The following is a 25,742-nucleotide window of genomic DNA, read 5'->3' on the forward strand; positions in this document are numbered from 1 at the left end:
AGAGTTGGGCTGTCGAAATTTACCTGGCAAAGTGCTGGCATTATCTCGATGGCCGGGGGGTTGCGCAAACTTTGGCGCCAGTTTTTGCCTAACGGTCGGGCTCAATTGCTGAGGAACCTCGCCGTTGTCATGTAATGTGCATAGAATCGATGTCAATTCAGGGATTAGGAGCGAATCAGATGCGGCGTGTAGTTTTTAATCAGAAAGGGGGTGTGGGCAAGTCGAGCATTGCCTGCAATCTTGCGGCAGTCAGCGCCTCACAGGGCTATCGTACGCTGCTGATTGACCTCGATGCGCAGGCCAACTCCACGCATTATCTGACCGGGCTTACGGGGGAAGAAATTCCGGTAGGCATCGCTGATTTCTTTAAGCAGACGCTGTCCAGCGGGCCTTTCAATAAAAAGGGCAAGGTCGATATCTACGAGACTCCGTTTGATAACCTGCATGTGGTCACGGCGACGGCCGAGTTGGCTGACTTGCAGCCCAAGCTTGAGGCCAAGCACAAGATCAACAAGTTGCGAAAGTTGCTCGATGACCTTTCGGAAGATTACGACCGCATCTATCTGGACACGCCACCGGCACTCAATTTTTATACCGTTTCTGCGTTGATAGCGGCTGATCGCGTGCTTATCCCGTTCGATTGCGACAGCTTCTCGCGCAATGCGCTGTACGGTTTGCTGGCTGAGATTGAAGAATTGAAGGAAGACCACAACGAAGGCCTGGAAGTTGAGGGCATTGTGGTCAACCAATTCCAGCCGCGCGCCACGCTGCCGCAGCAGTTACTGGATGAGTTGGTGGAAGAGGGCTTGCCGGTGTTGCCGGTGAACCTGATGAGTTCGGTGAAAATGCGCGAGTCGCATCAGGCCTGCACGCCGCTGATTTACCTTGAGCCGCGACACAAGCTGACCCTGCAGTTTGTCGAGTTGCACGACCTGCTGCAGCAGTAGCGGTAAACGCGTAGTTGTTTGAGCCTGATGATTCAGGCTCAGGCAAGATCACAGCGGTTTAGCGCACCACGAAAATGTCACACGGCGCCTTGTGCAGAAAGTGTTGCGCAAGGCTGCCGAGCAACGCTTGGGACAATGCGCTGCGGCCGTGACTGCCCAGCACCAGCAGTTCGCCGCGCCGGCTTTTCAGCTCTTCCTGCAAACCACGCAAAATCCCGCCTTGCTGCACGCTGTGAGTGAGCTTCGGGCCTTCTGCTGGCAGTTTCTCCTGCTCATCTTTGAGCAGTTGTTCGATCAACATGCACTGCATGCGGAACTCTGTCTCGTCCTTTTTCGCGCTGCTTTTCTCCGGGCAATAGACATGCAATGCATGCAGCTCGGCGGTGGGCGGGAGCAGGCAATAGGCCTTTTCCAGCGCACAGCACGAGCACACCGAGAAGTCGAGCGCGGAGACTGCGCGTTTGTACGGGCTGAATTCATCGCGCGCGACAACCAGCATCGGCACCGTACTTCTGCGCGCGATGCGGTCGAGGCTGGTGCCGTTGAAAAAGTCGTGGCGATTATGGTGAGCGCCCAACACCAGCAGGTCGCAGTCCAGGTCGATAATTTGCTGCAGCACCACTTCAGACGGCTTGCCGCCCATGATCACCCGGGCCGTGGAGTCCGGCGCGTACTCAGCAATACTCATGTTCAGGCTCTTTTTGGCCTGGGTATGCTGCTGTTGGCTTTGGCTGGGGTTGAGTACGTGCAAGACCGTCAATTTGGCATTGTGCTGCGCTGCCAGCTGGTTGGCGCGCTGCAACGCCAGATTCGCGGTTTCACGTAAGTCGTGGGCGATAAGGATGTGCGTGGTCATCAGTAAAAATCTCCTGCCGAGACAAGTCGGCAAATTTATTATGCTCCATGGCTTAGCCGCTAATAGACCCAAAACGGGTCTGGCATTAATAAGCCCTTAACTGATACTGACCGTGGCTCACTGCCACAATCTCCCCCGTTTCGTCGGTTAGCTCAAGCGCCAGCTCATACTCGGCCTTGCCTTCGCGTTCGGCTTGGTCCTGCAGCGCCACTATCTGCTCTTGGCTGAGCGTTGCCTCAACGAAAATATCGCTGCTGGCAGGGCGCCTGAATCGCAGGTTCATCTCTTTGATGATCGGGAAGAAGCGTTTTACATCGAAACTGGTGACGAACAATGCGCCGCCGGGGATCTCTGCCAATGTAAATAAAGCGCCTGCATACATGCTGCCAATATGGTTGGTGTTGCCCGCCAGGGGCATGCGTAAGCGCACAAAGCCCGGTTGCAGCGCTTCGGCTTTAAGGCCGCTGCGTTTTACGAAGGCTATTTGTTCTTCGGTCAGCTGGCGGGCGATTGCCTCGGGCATTGGCATGTGTGCAGCCTCTTTATTTATTGTTATCGAATGCGGGCAGGGCGCTGAATAAGCGTTAACCCTGAGAATTGCTGATAAATGTATACGAGGTATTTGGCGACGGCTAACCGCTTTACGCCGGCTTCAAATATTCTGCTGTTTCAGCCAGTCGAGTAACTGCGTCATGTTCATGGCACCGCTGATTCTCGCCAGCTCACTGCCCTGACGGTAGAGAATCAGGCTGGGGATCGAGCGGATGCCAAGCTGGCCGGCGAGTTGCTGATTGGCTTCACTGTCGAGTTTGGCCAAGCGCGCGCGGCCACTCAGTTGCGCGGCAGCCTGGGTAAAAGTTGGCGCAAAGGCCTGGCACGGACCGCACCAGCTTGCCCAGACATCGACCAGTAAAGGCAGGTCGCCCTTAATCTGGGCCGCAAAGTTACTGGCGTTCAGTTCAAACGGGGTATTGAGCAGTACGCTATTTTTGCAGCGCCCGCAGCGCGGCGCATCACTCAGCCGGTCGGCCGGGATACGGTTGAGACCATTGCAGCTGGGGCAGGGGATTAGTAGCGGTTGTGTCATCTTCGGCTCCACAAGAATTACCTGCAATGTGCAGGCATCGTGCGCCGATATCAAGGGCTGCTACAGCGGCGTGAGTGGCCAGAATAGCGGGATGACAATCGTCGCGACGACCCAAAGCAGTAGATTAAGCGGAATGCCGACCCTCATGAAATCGGTAAACTTATAACCGCCCGCGTTATATACAAAGGTATTGGTCTGATAGCCGATGGGCGTGGCGAAGCTGGCGCTGGCGGCAAACATCACAGCGACCACAAAAGGGCGCGGGTCGACGCCCAGATGCTGCGCCAGCCCGATGGCGATTGGAGTGACCAATACCGCGACCGCGTTGTTGGACAAAAGCTCGGTGAGTATCGATGTAAACAGGTAGATGAACGACAGCATCAACAGCGGCCCGGCCCACGGCAGCCAGCCCATGACGTTCTCGACCAGTATCTTCACCAGCCCGACTTTGTCCATGGCAATGCTGATCGCCAGCATGCCGAATATCAGGCTGAGAATTTTCCAGTCGACGGCCTTGTATGCATCCTCGACATCAAGGCAGCGAGTTGCCAGTACCGCGACCGCACCGATGATGGCCAGGCCTTCAATCGGCATCACGCTGAAGGCGGCGAGCAGCATCACGGCCAATGTTGCGACGATTGCTATCGGCGCTTTATCGCGGCGGAAGGCGCGTTCTTGCACAGCGTGCAGGCTGATCAGTTCACCGTTGTCGGCAAAGCGTTTGATCTGCGCGGGCGTGCCTTCTACCAGCATTACATCGCCAAACTGCAACTCGAAATCGTCGAGGTTGCCTTGCACGTTCTCGTCCTGACGGTGCACGGCGAGCACGGCGATACCGTAGCGGGCGGTGAGGTCGAGGTCACGCATCGGGCGATGGCTGTAGCGAGAGTTACGGCCCACGATGGCCTCGGCCAGAATGACATCATGGCTGCTGATGGTCTCGAATGCGTCGCTGCGATTGAACGTCAGGTGGCCGCTTTCGCGCAGCTCGACCACGTTCTTGACCTGACCGTGCAGCACCAGCCGGTCGCCCATTTCCAGTACGGTGTCGTGACCCGGTTCGGTTATTTCCAGCGCCTCACGGAATAGCTTGAGCACTTGCAGGCCGCTGCCGCCATTGAGGTTGGCTTCGCTGAGGGTTTTACCGATAACCGGCGACTCGTGCGGCACCAGTAATTCGGTCATGAAGGTGCGGTCGAGATCAGGGCGCAGTTGGCGCGAAAGAGTGTCGCGATCTGGCAGCAGGTGGCGGCCAACCAACAACAGGTAAGCCATGCCCGCAGTCGCCAGAATCAGACCGGCTCCGGTGATCTCGAAAATCCCGAAGGGCGCAAGTCCGGCCTTGCGTGCCACGCCGTCGACCAGAATGTTGGTCGAAGTGCCAATCATCGTCAGCGTGCCGCCCAGAATGGTCGCGTAAGACAACGGGATAAGCAGCTTGGACGGCATGGTGCCAGCGCGGCGGGCGAGGGAAATCGCCACCGGGGTGAGAATCGCCACCACCGGGGTGTTATTCAGGCAGGCGGAAATAACCAGTGCGGTCAGGGTCAAGCCGGTGAGCACGCGAATCGGGCTGGTGCCGACCAGATTGCCCAGCCAGTTGCCCAGCGCATCAACGCAGCCGGTGCGCTCCAGTGCTGCCGAGAGCACGAACATGCAGGCGATGGTGACCGGGGCGGAGTTGGACAGCACGCTGAGAACTTCAGCGGGCGTCAGCAGTTGGGTGATCAGCAGGGCTGCCACTGCGATGGCAGCGACGATATCCGGGCTCCATTTCTCACGAACAAAGGCGAACAACACCCAGACCAGCAGTGCGCCGACAAACAGCAACGGCAATGAAACCCCGAGCATTGATGTCCCAACCTTGAACCGTGTAAGTGGTGAGCTGGCGATGAGAGCCGGCACAAGGTCGCCAAGATAGTGGGCTTTGCTTAGATAGTCTAAGAATGTTTGGGCAGGTTTATATGCGATTTTGGATTAACCAAAGCTGCTGTACTTTGGATATATGTGGCAACTGTCACTAGGCCCATTTATGCCCGGGTGTTAGTTTCAGTTTTTACCCGGAGGTGATGCGATGCAGCAACTAGGCGTAATCGGTGGCATGAGCTGGGAGTCCACGGCAAGCTATTACCGGCTGCTGAATCAGGGCGTTCGCGAGCGCGCCGGCGGTTTGCATTCAGCGCCGTTGCTTTTGCATTCACTGGATTTCGCTCAGGTCGCAGCGTTGCAAAGCAGTGGCGACTGGAAGGCCGCGGGGGCGTTGTTGGCCGACAGTGCGCAGCGCCTGGAGCAGGCCGGCGCGACAGCTTTGTTGCTGGCCACCAACACCATGCACAAAGTAGCGCCTGTTATCGAGGCGGCCGTGTCGATCCCGCTTTTGCACATAGGCGATGCGGTGGGCCTTGCTTTACAGAATGCCGGTATCAAGCGGGCTGCCTTGCTGGGCACGCGCTTCACCATGCTGGAAGATTTCTACCGGTTGCGGCTGGCTGAACGCTTCGACATTGATGTGCGCATACCCAGCGAAGAGCAGATTGGCGAGATTGATCGGGTGATTTTTGCCGAGCTGTGCCGTGGTGTATTCACCGACGAGTCCCGCGATTTTTACCTCGCGTGTCTTGAAGACATGCGGGCGCAGGGCTGCGAAGTGGGTATTCTGGGCTGCACCGAGATCGGCCTGCTGCTTGAGGGCGTTGAGGCCCCGCTGCCGTTGTACGACAGCACCGAGTTGCATGTGCAGATGGGCCTGGACTGGATGCTGACCGGCGACTGAATAAAGCCCCCGTCAGCATTTTCAGGCCTACATCAGGATGAGCAACTGATCTCGAGGTGTTTGCCCCAGTCCGGCGGCCGCTGGGCGTAGCGCTCTTTGCCTGGCTGCTCATCGAATGGCTTGCTGAGCACCTCATGCAGTTCGCGCACAGGCGCGTAATCGCCGGCCTCAGCAGCCTCGATAGCCTCTTGCGCCAAATAGTTGCGCAGAATGTATTTGGGATTGGCAGCGTGCATCCGCGTGCGGCGTTGCTCTTGCGAGTCGCCCTCAAGCTGGCTTCTTGCAATGTAGTCGGCTGACCAGGCATCGAAGCCGGCAAGGTCGGTGAAGTCTTCACGCAAGCGTGCGCAGGCAGCCACTGGTGTGCTGTCTCCGAGTTCGCGGAAAAACCGGGTGTAGTCAATCGCGCTGCTTTGCATCAGTTGCAGCAGGGTGCGGATGCGATCGCCATCGTTTTCATCGGCCGTGAGCAGGCCCAGGCGTTTGCGCATCAGGTCCAGATAGTGGGCCTCGTACAGCGGCAGGAACAGCTCCAGGCTTTCACGCAGCTGATCGACACTGACCAGCGGTGTCAGCGCCTGTCCCAGCGCCGCGAGATTCCATTGGGCGATTGGCACCTGATTGCTGAAGCTATAACGGCCGGTGTCATCCGAGTGGTTGCAGATGTGCCGGGCGTCGAAATCATCGAGGAAGGCGTAAGGGCCGTAATCGAAAGTGATGCCGAGAATAGACATGTTGTCGGTGTTCATCACGCCGTGGCAAAAGCCGTAAGCCTGCCAGTGGGCGATCATCTCGGCGTTGCGTTCAATGATGGTCTTGAACATCGCCAGATACGGCTCGGGCTCGCTTCGGCACTCGCTGTAATGCGCGTCGAGTACGTGATCGGCGAGTTGTTTCAGCAGTTCGTGCTGCTTGGTGTAATAGAAATACTCGAAGCTGCCAAAGCGCACATGGCTGCGGGCCAGGCGTAACAACATGGCGGCATTTTCACGCTTCTCGCGCCACACCGGCGTGCTCGAACTGGTCACGCACAGCGCCCGCGATGTGGCGATGCCCAGCGCATGCAGGTGCTCGCTGGCGAGAAATTCGCGGATTGAACTGCGCAACACCGCGCGGCCATCAGCCATGCGCGAATACGGCGTCGGGCCTGCGCCTTTCAGGTGCAGGTCCCAGTGTTCGCCGCTGTCATTGAGCACTTCACCGAGTAACAGGCCCCGACCGTCGCCAAGGCGCGGCGTGTAGCCGCCGAACTGGTGGCCGGAGTAAACCATCGCCCGCGGCTCGGCTTCACTCCACAGCTTGTGGCCCGCGAATATCTCAGTGAACAGCGGGTTATCCAGCTCCTTTGGGTCAAGGTCGAGCAACGTGGCAGCGCCCAAACTGGCGACTACCAGCTTGGGGTCACTGATCGGCTCGGGATTGACCTCGGTCGAAAAGCTATCGCCCAGGCGGGCAAAGCGATTGTCGAATGTCAGGTCGGTGAGTAACTTCAAAACCACACTCCAGCAAAACGGTGGCCGCCGGCAAGAAGGCCGACGGCGTTAACACCGACAATAACGCCATGCTCAGTTCGGGTCGACCGCTGGCGGTTGCTTGTTCAGATCATCGGGCTGTTTTTGCTCCGGCTCGTCACTGACGAAGCTGGTCTTGCCGGTTTTCAAGTTAAGTTCGAGGCCTTTCAAACTCTTCACTGAAACATCGAGCTGATTGAATGCCATCTCGACATTGTTCTCGCGGAAGCTCATGGCGATTTTGGTCAACAACTCGTCGGTGGCGGCGTTGCGATCAGCCAATTCGCGCACATGCACGCGCAGCTCGTAATTGAAGGTGCTGGCGCCAATGCTGAGGAAGAACAGCACCGGTTCCGGGTCGCGCAGAACACGCGGGTTATCCATGGCCGCCTGCATCATCAGCTTGCGTGCCAACTCAAGATCCGCCTCATACGCCAGGCCAATCGTGATGATCACGCGGGTGATCGTGTCATTCAGCGACCAGTTGATCAGTTGGTCGGTGACGAAGGTTTTATTCGGCACGATGATTTCTTTGCGATCAAAGTCGGTAATCGTGGTGGCGCGAATGCGAATACGGCTTACCGTACCGGACAGGTTGCCGATGGTGACTACGTCGCCAATTCGCACCGGACGCTCGAACAGGATGATCAGACCGGAAATGAAGTTGGCAAAAATTTCCTGCAAGCCGAAACCCAAGCCGACTGACAGGGCTGCTACCAGCCACTGCAGTTTGTCCCAGCTCAAGCCCAGGGTTGAGAGGGTGATGACCGAGCCGAGGCCGACAATGACGTAAGAGAGCAAGGTTGTGGTGGCATAAGCACTGCCTTGCGCAAGTTTCATCCGCGACAACACCAGCACTTCCAGCAGGCCCGGCAAGTTGCGGCCCAGCGCGATGGTAATACCGATTATCAGCAGCGAGCTGAGAACGTCACTGAGGCTGATCGGCACAACGCTGGCCGTGGCGCCCGAGCCCGTGCTGTATTCGTAGAGCGTGACGTTATCAAGGTAGGAGAACACTGAAATCAAATCGGCCCAGACCAGATACAACCCAACCACGAAGGTACCCACCAGCGCGAGTCGAATCAGGCGTAGCGATTGCTGGTTGATCTGGTCGATGTCGAGCGTGGGTTCCTCTACAACAACGTCAGAGCCGTCGGAGTCTTCTTGCGCCTGGCGTTTGCTCAGAGCGCGTTGATAAGCAAGGCGACGGGCCGCAACTGCCAGACCACGGATCAGCGTGGCTTCGATGATGACCCAGAATATCAGCAGGTAAATGGTGTAGATGAGTCGGTCAGTCAGCCTCAGCGCGGTGTAGTAATAGCCAAATCCAACGGCAATGATCAGCGCCAGTGGCAGCAGACTGAACAAGCAGCCAATGAGGGTGCGGAAGGTCGATGAGTTTTCGCGGGCAGGCCCGCTGATCAGCAGTTTGTACAACAGCCAGGCCATAAGGGCGTAGCAAGAAATAACCACGCCGATGCCAATTACGTCATTGGCTAACTCAGCCGGTTGGCGTTCGGCCACGGTAACCACCGCCACCAGCGCAATGACCACAAGGCCGAGGTAGCGAATTTGCCGGTGCAGGAACGCGACATTGGGCTTGCCCCAACGGAAATGCAGTTCTGCAACGCCGCCCGGCGAGAGAATCCGGTAGCAGGTATAAAACACTAACCACGCGAATGCCATGCCGTAGAGCGCCGAACCCAGGTTGGCGTTCTGTCCGCGTGCATCCATTTGCAGGGCAAAGCCGCAGAGCCCGAAGAACAAGGCACCCGGCAAAGCCAGCAGGACGTTCAGCAGCAACGCCATTGGCGTGTGCAATTGACCGTCACGCTTGTAGTGGCCAATGTCGTGGTGCAGCTCCTTGAGCTTCTTGTAGATAATCCCCCGGCGCCAGAGCAGGAAGCTGATCAGCAGCAACAAGGGCAGGAACAGCAGCGGTCGCTCGACCAGCCCTGCGCCCAGCTCTTGAGAGCTCGAGCGCCAGGGCAGTTCGGATAGCTGGCGCTGGAGGCGCGCAGGCATTTCCTCGAACCAGGAGATATCAAGTGGTTTGTTGCTGGGGATCCAGAACAATTGCTCGTCGAGTGTCTCACGCAAGGTTGTAACGCTGGTTTGCAGTTGCTTCTGGTTCAACTGCAAGGTAATCGACTCGTTGAGGACTGCGTTCAGTTCACGATTGAGTCGGTCCAGCAGATCACGACGGGTCTGGATCAGTGACGTCAGCGATGTTTTGACTTCGGGCGTGACTTCTTCGGCAGGCTGCTTGGCGAGTTTATCTTCAACGTAAGTGTCGGGGTTGCTGATCTGCTCGCGGGCTTGGTTGAGTTCGAATTGGTACAGGCGAATATCGGCAATGTCGTCACTCAGGCCGGCGTCGATCTCGAGCGAGGGCAGGGCTTTTTTCTGCTGATATAGAACTTTCGACAGCAACAGGCTGCCTTGCAAAACGTTGATCTGTTCGTCCAGCGCCTGATCAATCTGATTAAGCGAGTCGAGCTTCTGCTTGGTTTGCAGGTTCTTCTGGGTAAGCTGATTGAGCCGGTCAGTCGCACGCAGCAGGTAATCTGAATATTTCAGATTCAAGCTGCTCTCAAGGCTGAGCAGTTTGTCTGAACCGGCTTTCTCGGCCTCCAGCGACTGCTCGCTAACGGTTTGTTGCGACTGTTCGCGGCGTTTGTCATTGATCAGCGTTTGCAGGTCTATCAGCTCTTGCTCAAGGCGCTTGATGCGCACTTCGAGCAGGTCGCGCTGGCTGCTGCCGAGGTCCTGCAGCAGGCTGTTGCCGCTCAATTCCTGGCGGCGCAACTCGGTTTGCGCATTGAGTTGATCGACTTCTGCATTGAGCTGGTCGCGCATTTCGCTGCTGAGGGCTTTGCCATCCATCTTGCCGGCTTTGAGGATGCCGGCAATCTCGCGGGCGCGAACCTGATTGCTGCTGATTTCGGCTTGTGCACGTTCCGGGCGGGTTTGTGCGGTGATAATCAGGCTATTGGCTTCAATAATGTCTTTCTGCCATTGAGCCAACTGATTACTGCGCTCGTTGATCAGTTGCTCAAGGTCGGACACTTTGCTGTTGGCGTAGCGTTCCTGAACCGGCGTCGGCGTGCTGCCTTTCAAACGAGCCAGCTCACGTTGGGCCTCACCAATCAGGCGTGGTGCTTCATCGAGCCGGGCCTTGAGGTCGTCGAGTTTCTTGACGCTGTCTTTTTGCGAATTGAGCAGGCTCAGGGTTTTTTCCAAAACCTGTTTCAGCTCGGCTGCATCCGCTTCCGGCAGATTGCGCTCGCTGATGGTTTCCAGGCTCCGCTGGACATCCTCGCTTTTAGGCGTTTGCGCCGCGTGGGCCATGGGCATGGCCACGCTAAGGCCAAGAAGAATAGATAAAGCAACGCTACGAATTGATGGCATGGGCGCTATCTGGCGACTCAGAGTGATAAACAGTTAGAGAAACAAACCCGGGCTGGGGCGGCTACCTTCCGGAAACTTGACCCCGACCTTGCGAATTTTATTGCCTTCCATGGTGGCGACCGTCCAGGTCAAACCTTGCCATTCGACCTGATCGCCTACGACAGGTTCACCGCCGATTTCCTGCGCGATAAAGCGGCCCAGCTGCTGGTTGCTGTCGGCTTCAGTGACCTTCAAACCATACAGCGCGGCCACGGCGGAAAGTTCGGCATCGCCTTCAAGTACGAAGTCACCAAAGAAGCGTAGATCCTGTCCGCGCTTCGGTGCCTGACTAAACAGTTTTCCCAGCGCCGGCAGATCATGTTCGTGACCGATGACGCAAAGCATATCGCCAGCCTCGAGCCGGGTACTGCCTGACGGGTGGAGCAATTGCTGATTGCGGAACAAGGCGCCAATGCGCGTTCCCTGCGGCATTTTCAGCTCGCGCAACGCCGCGCCGATGCACCATTTTTCGGCGCCCAGACGATAGATGAACAATTCCCACTGGCTCGTCGGGTGCACTTCAAGGCCGGTGCGCGATACCGGAGCTGGCTCTGGCGGTACAGTCACGCGCAGTAACTTGGCGGCCAGCGGCAAACTGCTGCCTTGCAGAAGCAGCGAGACCAGAACAATAAAGAAGGCCACGTTGAAGAACAGTTGCGCATTCGGCAGCCCGGCCATGAGCGGGAACACCGCGAGAATAATCGGCACGGCGCCGCGCAAACCGACCCATGCGATAAACACTCGCTCGCGGTCGTGGAACGCGCGAAATGGCATCAGGCCGAGGAAGATCGACAGCGGCCGCGCAAACAGAATCATCCACAGCGCCAACCCAAGTGCAGGCAGTGCAATCGCCAGCAGCTCATGCGGTGTAATCAGCAAGCCAAGTACCAGGAACATGCCGATCTGAGCCAGCCAGGTCAGGCCGTCGAGCATGTGCAAAATGCCGTGGCGCGAGCGAATCGGCTGATTGCCCAGCAGCAGACCGCACAGGTAAATCGCCAGAATGCCACTGCCGCCGAATGCCGTGGTAATGGCAAAGATCATCAGGCCGCCACTGACTACCAGCAATGGATAGAGCCCGTTGGCCAGCGCCATGCGATTGACCAGATTGAGCAGCAGCCAGCCGCCGCCCAGACCCAATATGCCGCCCAGGCCGAATTGCAACACCAATTGCATCAGCAAGTCCCAGCTAAAGCCGGTCTGGCCGCTTGATAACATGCTGATCAGGGTGACAGTGAGGAACACCGCCATCGGGTCGTTGCTGCCGGATTCGATTTCGAGGGTGGCGCTGACACGTTCGTTGAGGCCGCTGCCACCGAGCAGGCTGAATACGGCGGCGGCGTCTGTTGAGCCGACGATAGCGCCGATCAGCAGGCCTTCCATCAGGCTCAGATCAAACAGCCACGCAGCGGCGACGCCGGTGAGCCCGGCTGTGACCATTACCCCGACAGTTGCCAGTGATAACGAGGGCCAGAGCGCCACGCGGAAACTCGACACGCGGGTGCGCATACCACCATCGAGCAAGATGATCGCCAGTGCCAGGTTGCCGACCAGATAGGCCAGCGGGTAATTGTTGAAGACGATGCCGCCCGGACCGTCGACGCCGGCGAGCATGCCGACCGCGAGAAAGATAACCAGGATCGGGATGCCGAAGCGCGAGCCGAAGGCGCTGACCAGAATGCTCAACGCAACCAGCAATGCACCAATCATGAACAGGCTGTTGATGGTGCTGGCATCCAAGGGCACGTACTCCATATGCAGAGGAAGGTCGCGCCATGAAACTATGCATTGCGCGTGCCACTGATTCTAACCTGTGGCCCCGCAATTGGGTTAGCAATTGGCGTAAACAATTGCCTGAAAACTGTACCTAATGCTTGCGATGCGCCGGTTGCGAGTCACAACCGGCGCACCACGTCCGGCTGTTTCAGAACCAGTTGTCCTGCATGTTCAGGCAGGTGTCGTCGCGCGCTTCCAACAGGTCGAGGTCGTGCTGGCAGGCTGGCACTTCCCATGTCAGGAAGTAGCGCGCCGCCTGTAGCTTGCCCTGATAGAAGTCGGTGTCGGCAGGGTTGCCGTGCGCCAGACCTTGCTCAGCGCGAATTGCCTGTTCCAGCCAGCGCCAGCCAATCACGCAGTGGCCGAAAACCTTGAGGTACAAGGCCGAGTTCGCCAGCCCCTGATTGACCTTGCCGCTCATCAAATCACCCAGCAACGCCAGGGTGACTGCCGACAGGCGTGCCAGTAACTGCTCAAGTGGCTGGCGCATTGCGTCAAGCGAGGTGAAGCCTTTGGCTTGCTCACAGCATTTTTGGATCAGCTTGACCAACTGCTTGAGCGCCGCCCCGTTGTTCATCGAGATTTTGCGCCCCAGCAAGTCGAGCGACTGGATGCCGTGAGTGCCTTCGTGAATCGGGTTCAGGCGATTGTCGCGGTAATACTGCTCCACCGGATACTCGCGGGTATAACCGTGGCCGCCGAGAATCTGTATCGCCAGTTCGTTCGCCTTGAGGCAGAACTCAGAAGGCCAGGATTTTACGATTGGGGTCAGCAGGTCGAGCAGTTCCAGCGCGCTGCTGCGGGCCTCTGCGGTTTCAAGCGTCTGTGTGTCGTCGAACAATCTGGCTGCGTACAGGCCCAGATCAAAAGCGCCTTCGACATAAGCTTTCTGGGTCAGCAGCATGCGTCGAACGTCGGCGTGCTCGATGATCGCAACCTGGCTGCTGGTCGGGTCTTTGCCGTCTGGCAGTCGGCCTTGCGGACGCTGACGGGCGTAGTCGAGTGAGTACAAGTAACCGGCATAGCCGAGCATGACCGCGCCCATGCCGACGCCGATCCGCGCCTCGTTCATCATCTGGAACATGTAGGCAAGGCCGTGATGAGGCTTACCTACCAAGTAGCCCACACATTCGCCGTTATCGCCGAAGTTCAGCGCTGTCGAGGTGGTTCCGCGCCAGCCCATCTTGTGAAACAGGCCTGCCAGCAGAACGTCATTGCGCTTGCCAAGCGAGCCGTCATCGTTGACCAGAAACTTGGGCACGATAAACAGCGAGATGCCTTTTACGCCAGGCGGTGCATCCGGCAGTTTCGCCAGCACCATGTGCACAATGTTGTCTGACAGCGGATGGTCGCCACCGGAGATGAATATCTTGTTGCCCTTGAGCCGGTAAGTGCCATCTGCTGCTGGTTCGGCCCGCGTGCGGATATCCGACAGCGATGAGCCCGCGTGTGGCTCGGTGAGCGCCATAGTGCCGAAAAAGCGCCCGTCGATCATCGGTTGCAGGTAGCGCTGCTTTTGGTCTTCGTTGCCGAACGCCTCGATCAGATTGGCCGCGCCCATCGTCAGCATGGCGTACGACGAGGTCGCAATGTTGGCCGACTGGAAGTGGGCAAAGCAGGCCTGAGACAGTAGATTGGGCAACTGCATGCCGCCGACGTCGAATTCGCGGGTGGCATTCAGAAAACCAGCCTCAAGGAACGCATCGACCGCCGGCTTCACTTCCGGGATTAGCGTCGCCGCGCCATCAACGTATTCGGGCTCGTTTTCATCGTTCTTTCGGTTGTGCGGTGCGAACAGGTTTTCGGCGATGCTGCGCGCGGTATCGATTGCCGCGTTGAACGTTTCGCGGCTGTGCTCGGCAAAGCGCTCGCGCTGGGTAAGGGCCTCGGCATCCAGCACTTCATAGAGCTCGAAAGCGAGGTTGCGGGCGTTAAGCAGCGTCTCGGACATGGTGGGGCCTCCTGTTAATGAGGCCGAGTCTAGGCAGGCGCATCCGCTCTGCCCAGCATTATCAATTGGCGTGATAAAGCCTCACATGCTTAATCCCGCAGCCAAAGCCGCAGTGATCTGCGCGGCGGGCACGGCCTTGCAACCCATCAGGTTTTGCCCGGCCCAGAGCGGTGAGCAGTCGCCACGCCCGAGCTTCTCGGCTGCGCTGCGTAGCGGCGCAATGGCCGCGCTGGCCAGCGGAAATTCAGGTGCCTGGTCAGGTTGCGCGCCTACTGTGCGAATGAGTTGATTGACGATTCCGCGTGCCGGACGACCGCTGAACAGGGTGGTCAGTGTTGTTTTAGCGCTGTCGGGGCTTTGCAGGGCCGCGCGATGTACGCTGCTGATGGTTGATTCGGGCGTGAGCAGGTAGGCGCTGCCAACCTGCACGCCTGCAGCGCCCAGTTGCATCGCCGCGCTTACGCCGGCTGCATCGCTGATTCCGCCGGCAGCGATCACCGGAATGCTGACGGCGGCGACAATCTGCGGAACCAGTGCCAGCGTGCTGAGCTGGGTGCTGAGGTCCATGTCGAGGAAGATTCCGCGATGTCCGCCAGCCTCGAGGCCCTGAGCAATAATCGCATCCACGCCTCGTGCTTCAAGCCAACGCGCTTCGGCAACTGTCGTGGCGCAACCGAGAATCTTCGCACCGCTGCTTTTTACCCGTGCCAGCAACTCAGGAGCCGGCAGGCCAAAGTGAAAGCTGACCACGGCAGGGCGCAATTCATCCAGTACGTCGGCCATTTCGCTGCTGAAGGGCAGGCGGCTGGCGCCGGCAGGTATGTTTTCAGGATCGATTGCGTACTCGGTGAAAAATGGTTGGAGCAACTCGCGCCATTGTTGTTCGCGAACCGGGTCGGCGGCCGGCATTTGATGGCAGAAGAAGTTGACGTTGCAGGGGGCGTCTGTGAGCGCCTGCAGGGCTGTTAGTTCGCGACGCAAGGCATTGGCGTCGAGCATGCCGGCAGGTAAGGAGCCGAGTGCGCCGCTTTGGCATACAGCTGCCGCCAGGCGATGGTCTTGGGCGCCCGCCATAGGCGCCTGGATAATCGGCAGTTTTACCCCAAGCAGTTCGGTCAGGCTCATCAGGTTGCATCCTTTGTACGCGGAATCATTAACGTCCAGCATAACCCCCAAAGCAGCGCACCGGCACCAATGCCGAAGCACTGAGTGAGCGTGGCGCCGCTCTCCAGCGCCTGCGCGCAAATCCACGGCCCCAGTAGTTGGCTGGCGCCATACAGGGCAATCAGTGCTGCGGAAAGGCGCGGGCCCTGATGCGGGTGCAGGGTGCGGGCCAGACGCTGAGTCAGGAAAACCGTGCCGATAAAGCTGCCGCCCACCAGTACGCCACACATCACGATGCCGAATGCGCCCGGCCATATCATCGGTGCAGCAGCGCCCAATGCCTGCGCTGCGTAGTTGCACACCAGTGCGCGGCGATCACCCAGGCGCGCGCCGAGGCTATTCCACAAGGCTATCGAAACCAGGCTGGCTGTTGCGGTCCAGACCCAGGCGCCACTCAGCAATGGGTCGTTGGCGGGCAGTTGCTCGCGGGCAAGTGACGGCAAGAACGTCATCGGCAGGATGTAGCCCAGCCCGGCCCCGGTATACGCCAGAAACAGTGGAATACTGGCGCGGTCGAACAGCGATGTACGGCTCTGCGTATGAACGTCCGCATGCGGCTGGATCGTCAGGCGCCTGAGCAGCACGATGCTCAAGAGTGCCAGCGGAATACTCAGAAGCGCCATCGGCCACCAGCGCGCCGCACCGCTGAGCCACTGCGCGGGCCAGGAAACGGTGGCGCTGGACAGTAACAAACCGCCGCCGAGGCCCAGATAGATCAGGCCGCTCAGCCGCGTACGCTGGTGCTGGGCCAGCCATTCAAGAACCAATGCAGGTGCTTGCACAAACACCACGCCATTACTGATGCCGTTGGCGAGGCGCAGCCAGAGCAGGCTTTGGTAAGAATCAGCACCTACCTGCGCAAAAGTTACCAGGGTGTTTACGATCAGCGCCAATGGCAGGGCGATACGCATTCGCTGCGGCGCATGCAGCACCAGTGCGAGCAGGGCGCCAAGCAGATAACCAATGTAATTTGAGGTCGCCACCCGCGCGCCTTGTTCCAGCGTCAGCAGGCCATCGCTCACCAGGTAGGGAAGCAGGGGTGTGTAGGCAAAACGGCCGAGGCCGTGAACCACCATCAGCGCACTGGCACCCGCCAGCAGGGCAAGGAAAATTGAGTGTTTGGGCAGTGTGTCAGGCAGTGTTCTCATCGCAGGTCCGTCTTTTGGCGGGCTAAACCATAACGGCAGTTGTGCGGGGGATGCCAATTTTTCCGCAGTTTTACGACTTAAGTCGCGGGCTCCTGAGGTTGTCCAGACGCTGCGCTCATCGGTTTTGCAGCCAAACAGGCAAGGCGAAAACTCAGCAAACGGTTAAACTAACGGGCTTCAAGGAGCCTTTTCATGAATTACCGTCACGCCTTCCATGCCGGCAACCACGCCGATGTTCTCAAGCACCTGGTGCTCAGCCGTCTGTTGCTGTTGCTGTCTCGCAAGGAGGCGCCTTATGCCTACCTCGATACCCATGCCGGGCTTGGCTTGTACGATTTGACGGCCGATCAGGCTACCCGCACCGGTGAATGGCGTGACGGCATTGGCCGGCTCTGGGAGGCGGATGATCTGCCGGCGGCGTTCAATGAGTACTTCGGTGTGCTGCGGGCGATGAACCCGGACGGTCAGTTGCGCTATTACCCGGGGTCGCCCGAATTGGCGCGCCAGTTGAGTCGTGAGCAGGATCGCCTGCAATTCAACGAAAAACACCCTGAAGACGGTCGCCTGCTGAAAGAGAACATGGCGCATGACCGGCGCACAGCCGTGCATCTCGGGGAGGGCTGGTATGTGCCGCGCGCGCTGTTGCCCACTCAGGAAAAACGCATGGTGATGCTGATCGATCCGCCGTTTGAGCAGGCCGATGAGTTGGAGCGTTGTGTTGAGTCCTTGAATGATGCGATCGGTCGTATGCGGCAGGCTATCGTCGCCATCTGGTACCCGATCAAGGATGAGCGCCAGTTACACCGCTTCTACAACGACTTGAGCAAGAGCAACGCGCCGAAGTTGCTGCGCGCAGAGTTGTTCGTGCATCCGGGTGATGATGCTCAGCGCCTTAACGGCTCCGGTCTGGTCATCAGTAACCCGCCTTGGGGGCTGGAAGACGAGCTGCGCCAAATTCTGCCTTGGCTTGCTAAACGGCTGGCTCAAAGTGAAAGCAGCTGGCGTCTGGACTGGCTGATCGCCGAGTAATCTCGGCACGCTCAGCTCAAGCCTTTGTGCAGGTCTTGAGCTGAGTGCGCTGTAGCAGGTACGCGCCCGAAGCGGGCGCGCGCCATCAGTTACGCTGGCAGGCAGACACCGGTGCCGCCAATCCCGCAATAGCCTCCCGGGTTCTTCGCCAGATACTGCTGATGGTAAATCTCGGCGTAATAGAACGTCGGCGCCATAGCAATTTCGGTGGTGATTTGCCCGGCATCGGCCTTGTCGAGTTCTGCCTGGTAAACCTGTTTGCTGGTTTCGGCCTGTTCCAGTTGTTCCTCATTGAAGCAATACAGCGCTGAGCGGTATTGGCTGCCCTGATCATTGCCCTGACGCATGCCTTGCGTTGGGTTATGCGACTCCCAAAACACTTTCAACAGCGCCGGGTAGCTGGTTACTTTCGGGTCGAAAACCACCAGCACAACTTCCGCGTGCGCGGTGAGGCCCGAGCAGGTTTCTTCATACGTCGGGTTCGGCGTATGGCCGCCCGCGTAACCCACTGCGGTGGTATAAACGCCAGGTTGTTGCCAGAAGCGGCGTTCCGCACCCCAGAAGCAACCGAGACCGAAAATGGCCATTTGCATGCCAGCTGGGAAGGGCGCCTGCAACGGGTTGCCATTGACATAGTGGGCGTCGGGCACTGCTAACGGGGTATCGCGCCCCGGCAATGCTTGTTCGGCCGTAGGCAGCTCAAGTTTGTGAGCCAGAATTTGCGAGCGCAGAACCATGTGCCATCCCTCAATCTATGTGTCTGTCTGCAAGTAGACCACTGCATCGGCGTGGCGTTACATGCGGATTATTCATCGACCAGTGTACTGCAGGTTTGGCGGCGTCTGCACGGTTGTCTTGTCTAGCGTTTGGGCGTCGTTGTGTAGTGCTGCAAGTGAGTGATGAGTGTGCTGCCGGATATGGGCGGATCAAACAAGTAGCCCTGGCCAATGTCGCAGCGCTGGTCACGGAGAAACTTCAATTGCGCCTGAGTCTCGATGCCCTCGGCAACGACTGTAAGTTTGAGTTTGTGGGCCATGGCGATGACCGCTGAAGTGATTTCGCGGTCGTCTTTGCTCTGCGGAATATCCTTGATGAAGCTGCGGTCAATCTTGATCACATCAATCGGGAATTTCTTCAGGTAGCTGAGCGATGAGTAGCCGGTGCCAAAGTCATCCATGGCCAGCGTGATCCCCAATTTCTTGAGTTCGGCCAACTGCGTGTGGGTGCTGTGGGTGGCTTCCAGCAGCAGGTTCTCGGTGAGTTCTATTTCCAGTAGTTTCGCCGGCATTTGCTCTTGCATCAGAATCGACTTCAAGCAGTCGACCAGATCCGGATCAGCAAACTGGCGCGGTGACATGTTTATCGCAATCGGTAAATCCACAAATCCGGCATCGCGCAGTTGCGCACTCATTTTGCAGGCCTGACGCGCGACCCATTTGCCGATGGACACGATCATTCCTGTCTCTTCGGCGACGCCAATAAACTGATCGGGATTGATCAGGCCTTTCTGCGGGTGATACCAACGTAACAGCGCTTCCAGACCCACCAAACGGCCGCGTTTGAGGCAAAACTTGGGTTGGTAGAAAACCTTTAGCGCATCCTGGCCCAGTGCGAGGCGCAGGTTGTTTTCCACGAACTGCTTGTAGTCTGCCGCGGTATGCAGCTCGGGGGTGAAGGTTTGGAGCTGATTTTTGCCATTGGCCTTGGCTTTATGCAGCGCCAGCCCGGCATGTCGCATCAGCGCCTGTGGCTTGGTTTGGGTGCCGGTATCTATGGCCAGGCCAATGGATGCGGTCACGCCTATCTGCTGGTTGTCCAGCGTCAGCGGCATCTCCAGCGTGTGCAGTATCTGCAAGCCAATCGCCTGACACTGGCGGGTACTGAAACCGTCGAGCAGGATGGCAAATTCATTGCTGGCGATGCGCGCCATCACGCAGTTGCCAGTGACGCTGCTGCGCAACCGTTCGGCCAGGCTGGCCAATAATTGATCGCCCGCGTCATTGCCCATGCTGTCATTGATGCGCTTGAAGTTATCGATATCCACCAGCAGCAGGCCAAGTACAGTTCTGCCGCTGTTTGCGCAATGCTGCTCCAGCTCGCGGATAAAGCCGTAGCGATTATCCAGCCCGGTAAGCGGGTCGGTGAACGCCAGCTTGTCCATGTTTTCCTGTTCGTTGTGGTGCTCACCCACGTCTTCATAGGTGTCTACATAGTAGGTGAAGCGACCACAGGCGCTGATACGTCTGGAAACCGACAGGAGGCATCTGAGCGGCAGCTGATCTTTACGCCGGCAATTGAACTCCACCTGCCAGTTATTGCGGGCGTTGAAATGCGCCTCGATATCCAGTGCCTGGCTCTCTGCGTCTGCGGCAATCAGCTGGCGAATGGGTTGCCCGTGCATTTCGGCCGCTGTGTACGCGGTCATGCGGGTGAAATCGGGATTCACGTATTCGATGTGCGCGTTTTTGTTGAAGATCACCACGGCGCGTGGGCTTCGCTCAATATCGCGAAACTGGACTGGCCAACTGCCAAGCTCGGGAGTCAGGGGTAGATCGATCAACAGATAACCGCGTAAGACCGGTTGCCCGTCCTGCACGATCAGCTCTCCCCGCTCCTTGAGATGCAGTTGGCCATTGGCGGTATTCACGGTGTAGCTCACCAGATACAGCGACTGCTGCTGCAACTGTTCCTGAATCACCTTATGCAAGTGCTCGCGCGTATCCGAGTCCATCAGGCTGGCGAACGCCGTGGGCGGTTGTTGCTGATTGGCGTCTGTGCAGAGTTGCGCGGCCGATAGCCCCAGCTTGTTTTTGCAGGCGTTATCAATGCTGAGCATCGGCCAGGTTTTCAGGTTCCGCCGTTCAAAGCTGATGATATCCAGCCCCGGTGATGCTTCAGGCGGCGCAGCTTTCACTGTAGGCGGATCTAATAGCGATCTTGGGACATTTCTCATGCTGGCTTCACGTTCCATATGCTGGCCAAACAAATTGGCTTCCCACGTCACTGTGGGGCAGAAGGTCTCAACAATAGTGCAGTTGTCAGAGGTGGCGCATGGCGGAATATGTTTAGCCGAATGTTTCCTCTGCAAGACCCTTTCCCAGTCATCCACGGGCTAGAGCCCTTGCGGTGCTCTGTAAAAAATCACGCTGTTGGCGTGGTCGTGTCTGTCTGGTCTTGATTTCAAGTATCTCGCACATCGTATCCGGCTTGGTTGACCGCCATCACGCCAAGCAAAACGGCAAAACTCAACTGTTCAGAGTGTGCGGCGCTCGACGCCATAATTGATAAATAGCCCATAAAAAACCCCGCCAATAGGCGGGGCTGAGGAACGAGCGTGGCATGCTCGATAGGTACAACAGGGTAGCGTTACAGCAACATGGTGCGGATATCCGCCAGCACATCGCCGAGGCGCTTGGTGAAACGGGCTGCAGCAGCGCCATTGATCACGCGGTGATCGTAGGACAGAGACAGCGGAAGCATCAGTTTTGGCTGGAAAGCTTTGCCATCCCAGACCGGCTGCATGGTGGCTTTGCTGACACCCAGAATCGCAACTTCAGGGGCGTTGACGATCGGTGTGAAACCGGTGCCGCCAATGTGACCGAGGCTGGAAATGGTGAAGCAGGCGCCTTGCATGGCATCCGGCGACAGTTTCTTGTTGCGGGCCTTGTCGGCAAGGTCTGCTGCTTCGGCTGCAAGCTGCAACAGGCTCTTCTGGTCAACATCGCGGATAACCGGTACCAGCAGGCCGTCCGGGGTGTCTACAGCGAAGCCGATGTGCACGTACTTCTTGCGGATGAACGCTTTGCCGCTAGGCGCGAGCGAGCTGCAGAAGTCCGGCATTTCCTTGAGCATGTAAGCACAAGCCTTGAGCAGCAGTGGCAACACAGTCAGCTTGACGCCAGCCTTTTCCGCGACCGCTTTCTGCGCAACGCGGAAAGCTTCCAGTTCGGTGATATCTGCCGAGTCGAACTGGGTGACGTGAGGCACGTTGAGCCAGCTGCGATGCAAGTTGGCAGCGCCAATTTGCATCAGGCGAGTCATCGGAACTTCTTCGATTTCACCAAACTTGCTGAAGTCGATTGCCGGAACCGCTGGGATACCAGCACCGCCAGTAGCCGCTGCTGCCGCAGGCGCCTGCTTGGCCTTGTTCATCATCGATTTGACGTAAACCTGCACGTCTTCTTTGAGAATACGCCCTTTAGGGCCCGTGCCAGGCACATCACCAAGCTCAACGCCGAACTCGCGAGCGAGCTGACGCACTGCCGGGCCTGCGTGCACTTTCGCGCCTTTGGCTGCTGGTGAAGCAGCCGGTGCTGGTGCTGATGCCGCAGGCGCTTGCGCTGGAGCCTTCGCCGGGGCTTTTTCAGGCGCGGCAGCAGGCGCTTGCTCAGCTGCAGGTGCGCTTTCAGCAGAGCCCGCTACTTTCAGCTTGAGAATCAGGTCGCCGGTGCCGGCTTCGTCGTCGAGTTTGACCTCAACGCTCTCAACCACGCCCGCGGATGGCGATGGCACTTCAAAGCTGGCTTTGTCCGACTCGAGGGTGATCAGCGATTGATCAACTTCGATGGTGTCGCCGGCCTTGACGAAGATCTCGATGATCTTGCCCTTGGCATCTGAACCGGTGTCCGGGATGCGCACTTCTTCAACCGAAGAGCCTGCAGCCTTGGCCGGAGCAGCTGCTTTTTCAGGCGCAGCGGCGGGTGCTTTGGCAGGTTCACTGGCGGCGGCCGCAGCCGGTGCAGCGCTGCCTGCCACTTTCAGTTTTAGAATCAGGTCGCCGGTGCCGGCTTCGTCGTCGAGTTTGACCTCAACGCTTTCCACCACGCCCGCAGACGGCGATGGCACTTCAAAGCTGGCCTTGTCCGATTCGAGGGTGATCAGCGATTGATCAACTTCGATGGTGTCGCCGGCCTTGACGAAGATCTCGATGATCTTGCCCTTGGCGTCTGAACCGGTGTCCGGAATGCGCACTTCTTCAACGCTGGAACCAGCCGCTGCCGGAGCAGGTGCCTCAGCCTTGGTCTCTGCTTTAGCCTCTTCCTGCGCAGGTGCGGCAGGCTCGGCTTCTTTGGCAGGTTCTTCGCTGGCGCCTTCTACTTCGAGCTCAAGCAGTTCGTCACCTTCTTTCAGGGTGTCGCCCAGCTTGACCTTGATGCTTTTGATAACCCCGGCTTTAGGCGCCGGGATTTCCATGCTGGCTTTATCAGACTCAAGGGTCAAAAGGCTCTGGTCGGCTTCAATGCGGTCGCCGACCTTGACGAACAACTCGATAACTTCACCCTCACCGCTGCCGATGTCGGGTACGCGAATCAATTCACTCATCGTTTCGCTCCTTAGCAGTCCAGTGGGTTGATTTTTTCAGGGTTGATGCCGAACTTGGCAATGGCTTCAGCCACTACTTTAGGTTCGATATCACCGCGGTCTGCCAAGGCTTCAAGAGCTGCCAGCACGACCCAGTTACGGTCGACTTCGAAGAAGTGGCGCAGCTTCTTGCGGCTGTCACTGCGGCCGAAACCGTCGGTGCCGAGCACTTTGTACTCTTTGCTTGGTACCCACTGGCGGATCTGGTCAGCAAACAACTTCATGTAGTCGGTGCTGGCGATTACCGGACCTTTACGGCCAGTCAGGCACTGCTCGACATAAGACTGCTCAGGCTTCTGCTCCGGGTGCAGGCGATTGCGACGCTCTACAGCCAGGCCATCGCGGCGCAGTTCGTTGAAGCTTGTAACGCTCCAGACATCAGATGCCACGTTGAATTCTTCGCGGAGGATTTTCGCCGCTTCGCGAACTTCACGCAGGATCGTGCCGGAACCCAGAAGCTGGACGTGATGCGCGGCTTCTTTGCTGTCTTCTTCGAGCAGGTACATGCCCTTGATGATGCCTTCTTCGGCACCTTCAGGCATGGCTGGCTGCTGGTAGGCTTCGTTCATCACGGTGATGTAATAGAAGATGTTCTGCTGCTCTTCCATCATCTGGCGCGTGCCTTCGCGGATGATCACCGCCAGCTCGTAGCCGTAGGTTGGATCGAACGTGCGGCAGTTCGGAATGGTCGCCGCCATGATGTGGCTGTGACCATCTTCGTGCTGCAGACCTTCACCGTTGAGCGTGGTGCGACCAGCAGTACCGCCGATCAGGAAGCCACGGGTGCGGCTGTCGCCAGCGGCCCAGGCCAGGTCGCCAATACGCTGGAAACCGAACATCGAGTAGAAGATGTAGAACGGCAGCATCGGCTGGTTGTGGCAGCTGTAGCTGGTGCCCGCGGCGATGAACGAGGACATCGCGCCGGCTTCGTTGATGCCTTCCTCGAGAATCTGACCTTTCTTGTCTTCGCGGTAGAACATTACCTGGTCTTTATCGACCGGCTCGTACAGCTGGCCTACAGACGAGTAGATACCGAGCTGACGGAACATGCCTTCCATACCGAAGGTACGGGCTTCGTCCGGGATGATCGGGACGATGCGCTGGCCGAGTTCTTTGTCCTTGACCAGCTGCGCGAGAATCCGCACGAAGGCCATGGTGGTCGAAATTTCACGGTCGCCCGAACCATCCAGAATCGCTTTCAGGGTGTCGAGCGGCGGCGTTGGAATGCTGAAGCTGTTGGCGCGGCGCTGCGGCACGAAACCGCCCAGTGCTTCGCGGCGCTTGGACAGGTACTTGGCTTCGGCGCTGCCTTCTTCCGGCTTGAAGAACGGCAGGTTTTCCAGCTGATCGTCATTGACCGGGATGTCGAAGCGATCGCGGAATTTGCGCAGGCTGTCGACGTCCACCTTCTTGGTGTTGTGCGCGGTGTTTTTGGCTTCGCCAGCACCGGTGCCGTAACCTTTGATGGTCTTGGCCAGAACGACAGTTGGCTGACCTTTGTGGTTGACCGCATCGTGGTAAGCCGCATAGACCTTGTACGGGTCGTGGCCGCCACGGTTGAGCTTCCAGATTTCGTCATCGGAAAGATCGGCAACCATCGCCTTGAGTTCTGGCGAGTTGAAGAAGTGTTCGCGAACGAAGGCGCCGTCTTTGGCCTTGTAGTTCTGGTATTCACCGTCGATCACTTCATCCATACGGCGCTGCAGCAGGCCGTCGGTGTCTTTTGCCAGCAGTGGGTCCCAGAAACGGCCCCATACAACCTTGTTGACGTTCCACTGTGCACCGCGGAATACGCCTTCGAGTTCCTGAATGATCTTGCCGTTGCCGCGAACCGGGCCGTCGAGGCGCTGCAGGTTGCAGTTGATAACGAAGATCAGGTTGTCGAGCTTCTCGCGGCCAGCCAGCGAAATGGCGCCGAGCGATTCCGGCTCATCACATTCGCCGTCGCCCAGGAAGCACCAGACTTTCTGCTTGCCAGCAGGGATGTAGCCACGGTCTTCCAGGTACTTCATGAAGCGCGCCTGGTAGATCGCCTGAATCGGGCCAAGGCCCATCGACACGGTCGGGAATTGCCAGAAGTCAGGCATCAACCAAGGGTGTGGATAAGATGACAGGCCGTTGCCGTCGACTTCCTGACGGAAGTTGATCATCTGCTCTTCGCTGATCCGGCCTTCCATGAAAGCGCGGGCATAAATGCCTGGTGCAACATGGCCCTGGAAATAGATAAGGTCGCCGCCGTGTTCATCAGTCGGCGCCTGGAAGAAGTAGTTGAAACCGATGTCATACAGCGTCGCACTGGAGGCGAAGCTGGAAATGTGGCCACCTAGATCGGGGTCGGTCAGGTTGGTGCGCATCACCATTGCCATTGCGTTCCAGCGAACCAGCGAGCGAATGCGGCGTTCCATGAACAGGTCGCCAGGCATGCGTGCTTCGTGGGTTACCGGGATTGTGTTGCGGTAAGGCGTGGTGATCGCGTAAGGCAGCTGTGCACCGCTGCGCGTTGCCAGTTCACCCAGACGGGTCATCAGGTAATGTGCGCGGTCTTCACCCTCTTGGTCGAGGACTGACTCAAGGGCGTCCAGCCATTCCTGGGTTTCGACGGGATCGAGGTCTTGCATGGCTTGCTCCAGGGCTCAAAGGCTTCCAGAATCGGATGCCAGGATGCGTGGCCGGCTTCGTGAGTGGGCCA

The 25,742-nt window shown here is 58.1% G+C and carries 17 protein-coding genes; 3 read left to right on the plus strand and 14 right to left on the minus strand.

Annotated features, from left to right (window positions below; genetic code table 11):
• Positions 1–179 precede the first annotated feature (179 nt).
• Positions 180–947, plus strand: a complete 768-nt coding sequence (locus BM395_RS07465; RefSeq protein ID WP_069898345.1) for a ParA family protein — start codon at positions 180–182, stop codon at positions 945–947.
• Between the two features lie 58 nt (positions 948–1,005).
• Here the strand turns inward: BM395_RS07465 and BM395_RS07470 are convergent, their stop codons facing one another.
• The 4 genes from BM395_RS07470 to BM395_RS07485 form a co-directional block, all read right to left on the minus strand.
• A complete protein-coding gene (locus BM395_RS07470) occupies positions 1,006–1,803 on the minus strand; it encodes a universal stress protein (RefSeq protein ID WP_090510223.1) in 798 nt (265 codons plus the stop codon).
• Between the two features lie 85 nt (positions 1,804–1,888).
• Positions 1,889–2,332: a YiiD C-terminal domain-containing protein gene (locus tag BM395_RS07475; protein ID WP_069898343.1), complete on the minus strand. Its 444-nt coding sequence runs from the start codon at positions 2,330–2,332 to the stop codon at positions 1,889–1,891.
• Between the two features lie 123 nt (positions 2,333–2,455).
• A complete protein-coding gene (gene trxC, locus BM395_RS07480) occupies positions 2,456–2,890 on the minus strand; it encodes a thioredoxin TrxC (protein WP_069898342.1) in 435 nt (144 codons plus the stop codon).
• 60 nt (positions 2,891–2,950) lie between these two features.
• Complete coding sequence (locus BM395_RS07485) at positions 2,951–4,741, minus strand: SLC13 family permease (protein WP_090510226.1); 1,791 nt, start codon at positions 4,739–4,741, stop codon at positions 2,951–2,953.
• 223 nt (positions 4,742–4,964) lie between these two features.
• On the opposite strand from BM395_RS07485, the gene BM395_RS07490 reads away from it, so the two are divergent.
• Positions 4,965–5,663, plus strand: coding sequence for an aspartate/glutamate racemase family protein (locus tag BM395_RS07490; protein ID WP_090510229.1), 699 nt, complete (start codon positions 4,965–4,967; stop codon positions 5,661–5,663).
• A gap of 32 nt (positions 5,664–5,695) precedes the next feature.
• On the opposite strand, the gene selO is transcribed toward BM395_RS07490, so the two are convergent.
• The 6 genes from selO to BM395_RS07520 form a co-directional block, all read right to left on the minus strand.
• On the minus strand, positions 5,696–7,156 hold the full coding sequence (gene selO / locus BM395_RS07495) for a protein adenylyltransferase SelO (protein ID WP_090510232.1): 1,461 nt from the start codon (positions 7,154–7,156) through the stop codon (positions 5,696–5,698).
• Positions 7,157–7,228: 72 nt separating this feature from the next.
• Positions 7,229–10,585 carry a mechanosensitive channel MscK gene (gene mscK, locus BM395_RS07500; RefSeq protein ID WP_090510234.1) on the minus strand — a complete coding sequence of 1,119 codons (3,357 nt, stop codon included), beginning with the start codon at positions 10,583–10,585 and terminating at the stop codon, positions 7,229–7,231.
• A 33-nt stretch (positions 10,586–10,618) separates the two neighbouring features.
• Positions 10,619–12,364 (minus strand): potassium/proton antiporter, encoded by a 1,746-nt coding sequence (locus tag BM395_RS07505; protein ID WP_090510237.1) that lies wholly within the window; start codon positions 12,362–12,364, stop codon positions 10,619–10,621.
• Between the two features lie 184 nt (positions 12,365–12,548).
• Positions 12,549–14,351, minus strand: coding sequence for an acyl-CoA dehydrogenase (locus BM395_RS07510; RefSeq protein ID WP_069898336.1), 1,803 nt, complete (start codon positions 14,349–14,351; stop codon positions 12,549–12,551).
• Between the two features lie 81 nt (positions 14,352–14,432).
• Positions 14,433–15,476 (minus strand): NAD(P)H-dependent flavin oxidoreductase, encoded by a 1,044-nt coding sequence (locus BM395_RS07515; RefSeq protein WP_090510240.1) that lies wholly within the window; start codon positions 15,474–15,476, stop codon positions 14,433–14,435.
• A complete protein-coding gene (locus BM395_RS07520; RefSeq protein ID WP_090510242.1) occupies positions 15,476–16,663 on the minus strand; it encodes a YbfB/YjiJ family MFS transporter in 1,188 nt (395 codons plus the stop codon). The genes BM395_RS07515 and BM395_RS07520 overlap by 1 nt, the downstream gene beginning before the upstream one ends.
• 192 nt (positions 16,664–16,855) lie before the next feature.
• Here BM395_RS07520 and BM395_RS07525 point away from each other — a divergent pair, with 192 nt between their 5' ends.
• Positions 16,856–17,692, plus strand: coding sequence for a 23S rRNA (adenine(2030)-N(6))-methyltransferase RlmJ (locus BM395_RS07525; protein WP_090510245.1), 837 nt, complete (start codon positions 16,856–16,858; stop codon positions 17,690–17,692).
• 89 nt (positions 17,693–17,781) lie between these two features.
• Here BM395_RS07525 and msrA read toward each other — a convergent pair whose 3' ends face one another.
• The 4 genes from msrA to aceE all read right to left on the minus strand — a co-directional run bounded on the left by msrA (position 17,782) and on the right by aceE (position 25,671).
• Positions 17,782–18,429 carry a peptide-methionine (S)-S-oxide reductase MsrA gene (gene msrA, locus BM395_RS07530; protein WP_090510248.1) on the minus strand — a complete coding sequence of 216 codons (648 nt, stop codon included), beginning with the start codon at positions 18,427–18,429 and terminating at the stop codon, positions 17,782–17,784.
• Between the two features lie 122 nt (positions 18,430–18,551).
• A complete protein-coding gene (locus BM395_RS07535; RefSeq protein WP_170860563.1) occupies positions 18,552–20,606 on the minus strand; it encodes a putative bifunctional diguanylate cyclase/phosphodiesterase in 2,055 nt (684 codons plus the stop codon).
• A 452-nt stretch (positions 20,607–21,058) separates the two neighbouring features.
• The gene (aceF, locus tag BM395_RS07540) at positions 21,059–23,014 is read right to left on the minus strand and encodes a dihydrolipoyllysine-residue acetyltransferase (protein WP_090510253.1); all 1,956 of its coding nucleotides are present in this window, start codon (positions 23,012–23,014) and stop codon (positions 21,059–21,061) included.
• 11 nt (positions 23,015–23,025) lie between these two features.
• Positions 23,026–25,671, minus strand: coding sequence for a pyruvate dehydrogenase (acetyl-transferring), homodimeric type (aceE, locus tag BM395_RS07545; protein WP_069898331.1), 2,646 nt, complete (start codon positions 25,669–25,671; stop codon positions 23,026–23,028).
• Positions 25,672–25,742: the final 71 nt, after the last annotated feature.

This window comes from Pseudomonas marincola, assembly GCF_900116605.1.
GTDB lineage: Bacteria > Pseudomonadota > Gammaproteobacteria > Pseudomonadales > Pseudomonadaceae > Aquipseudomonas > Aquipseudomonas marincola.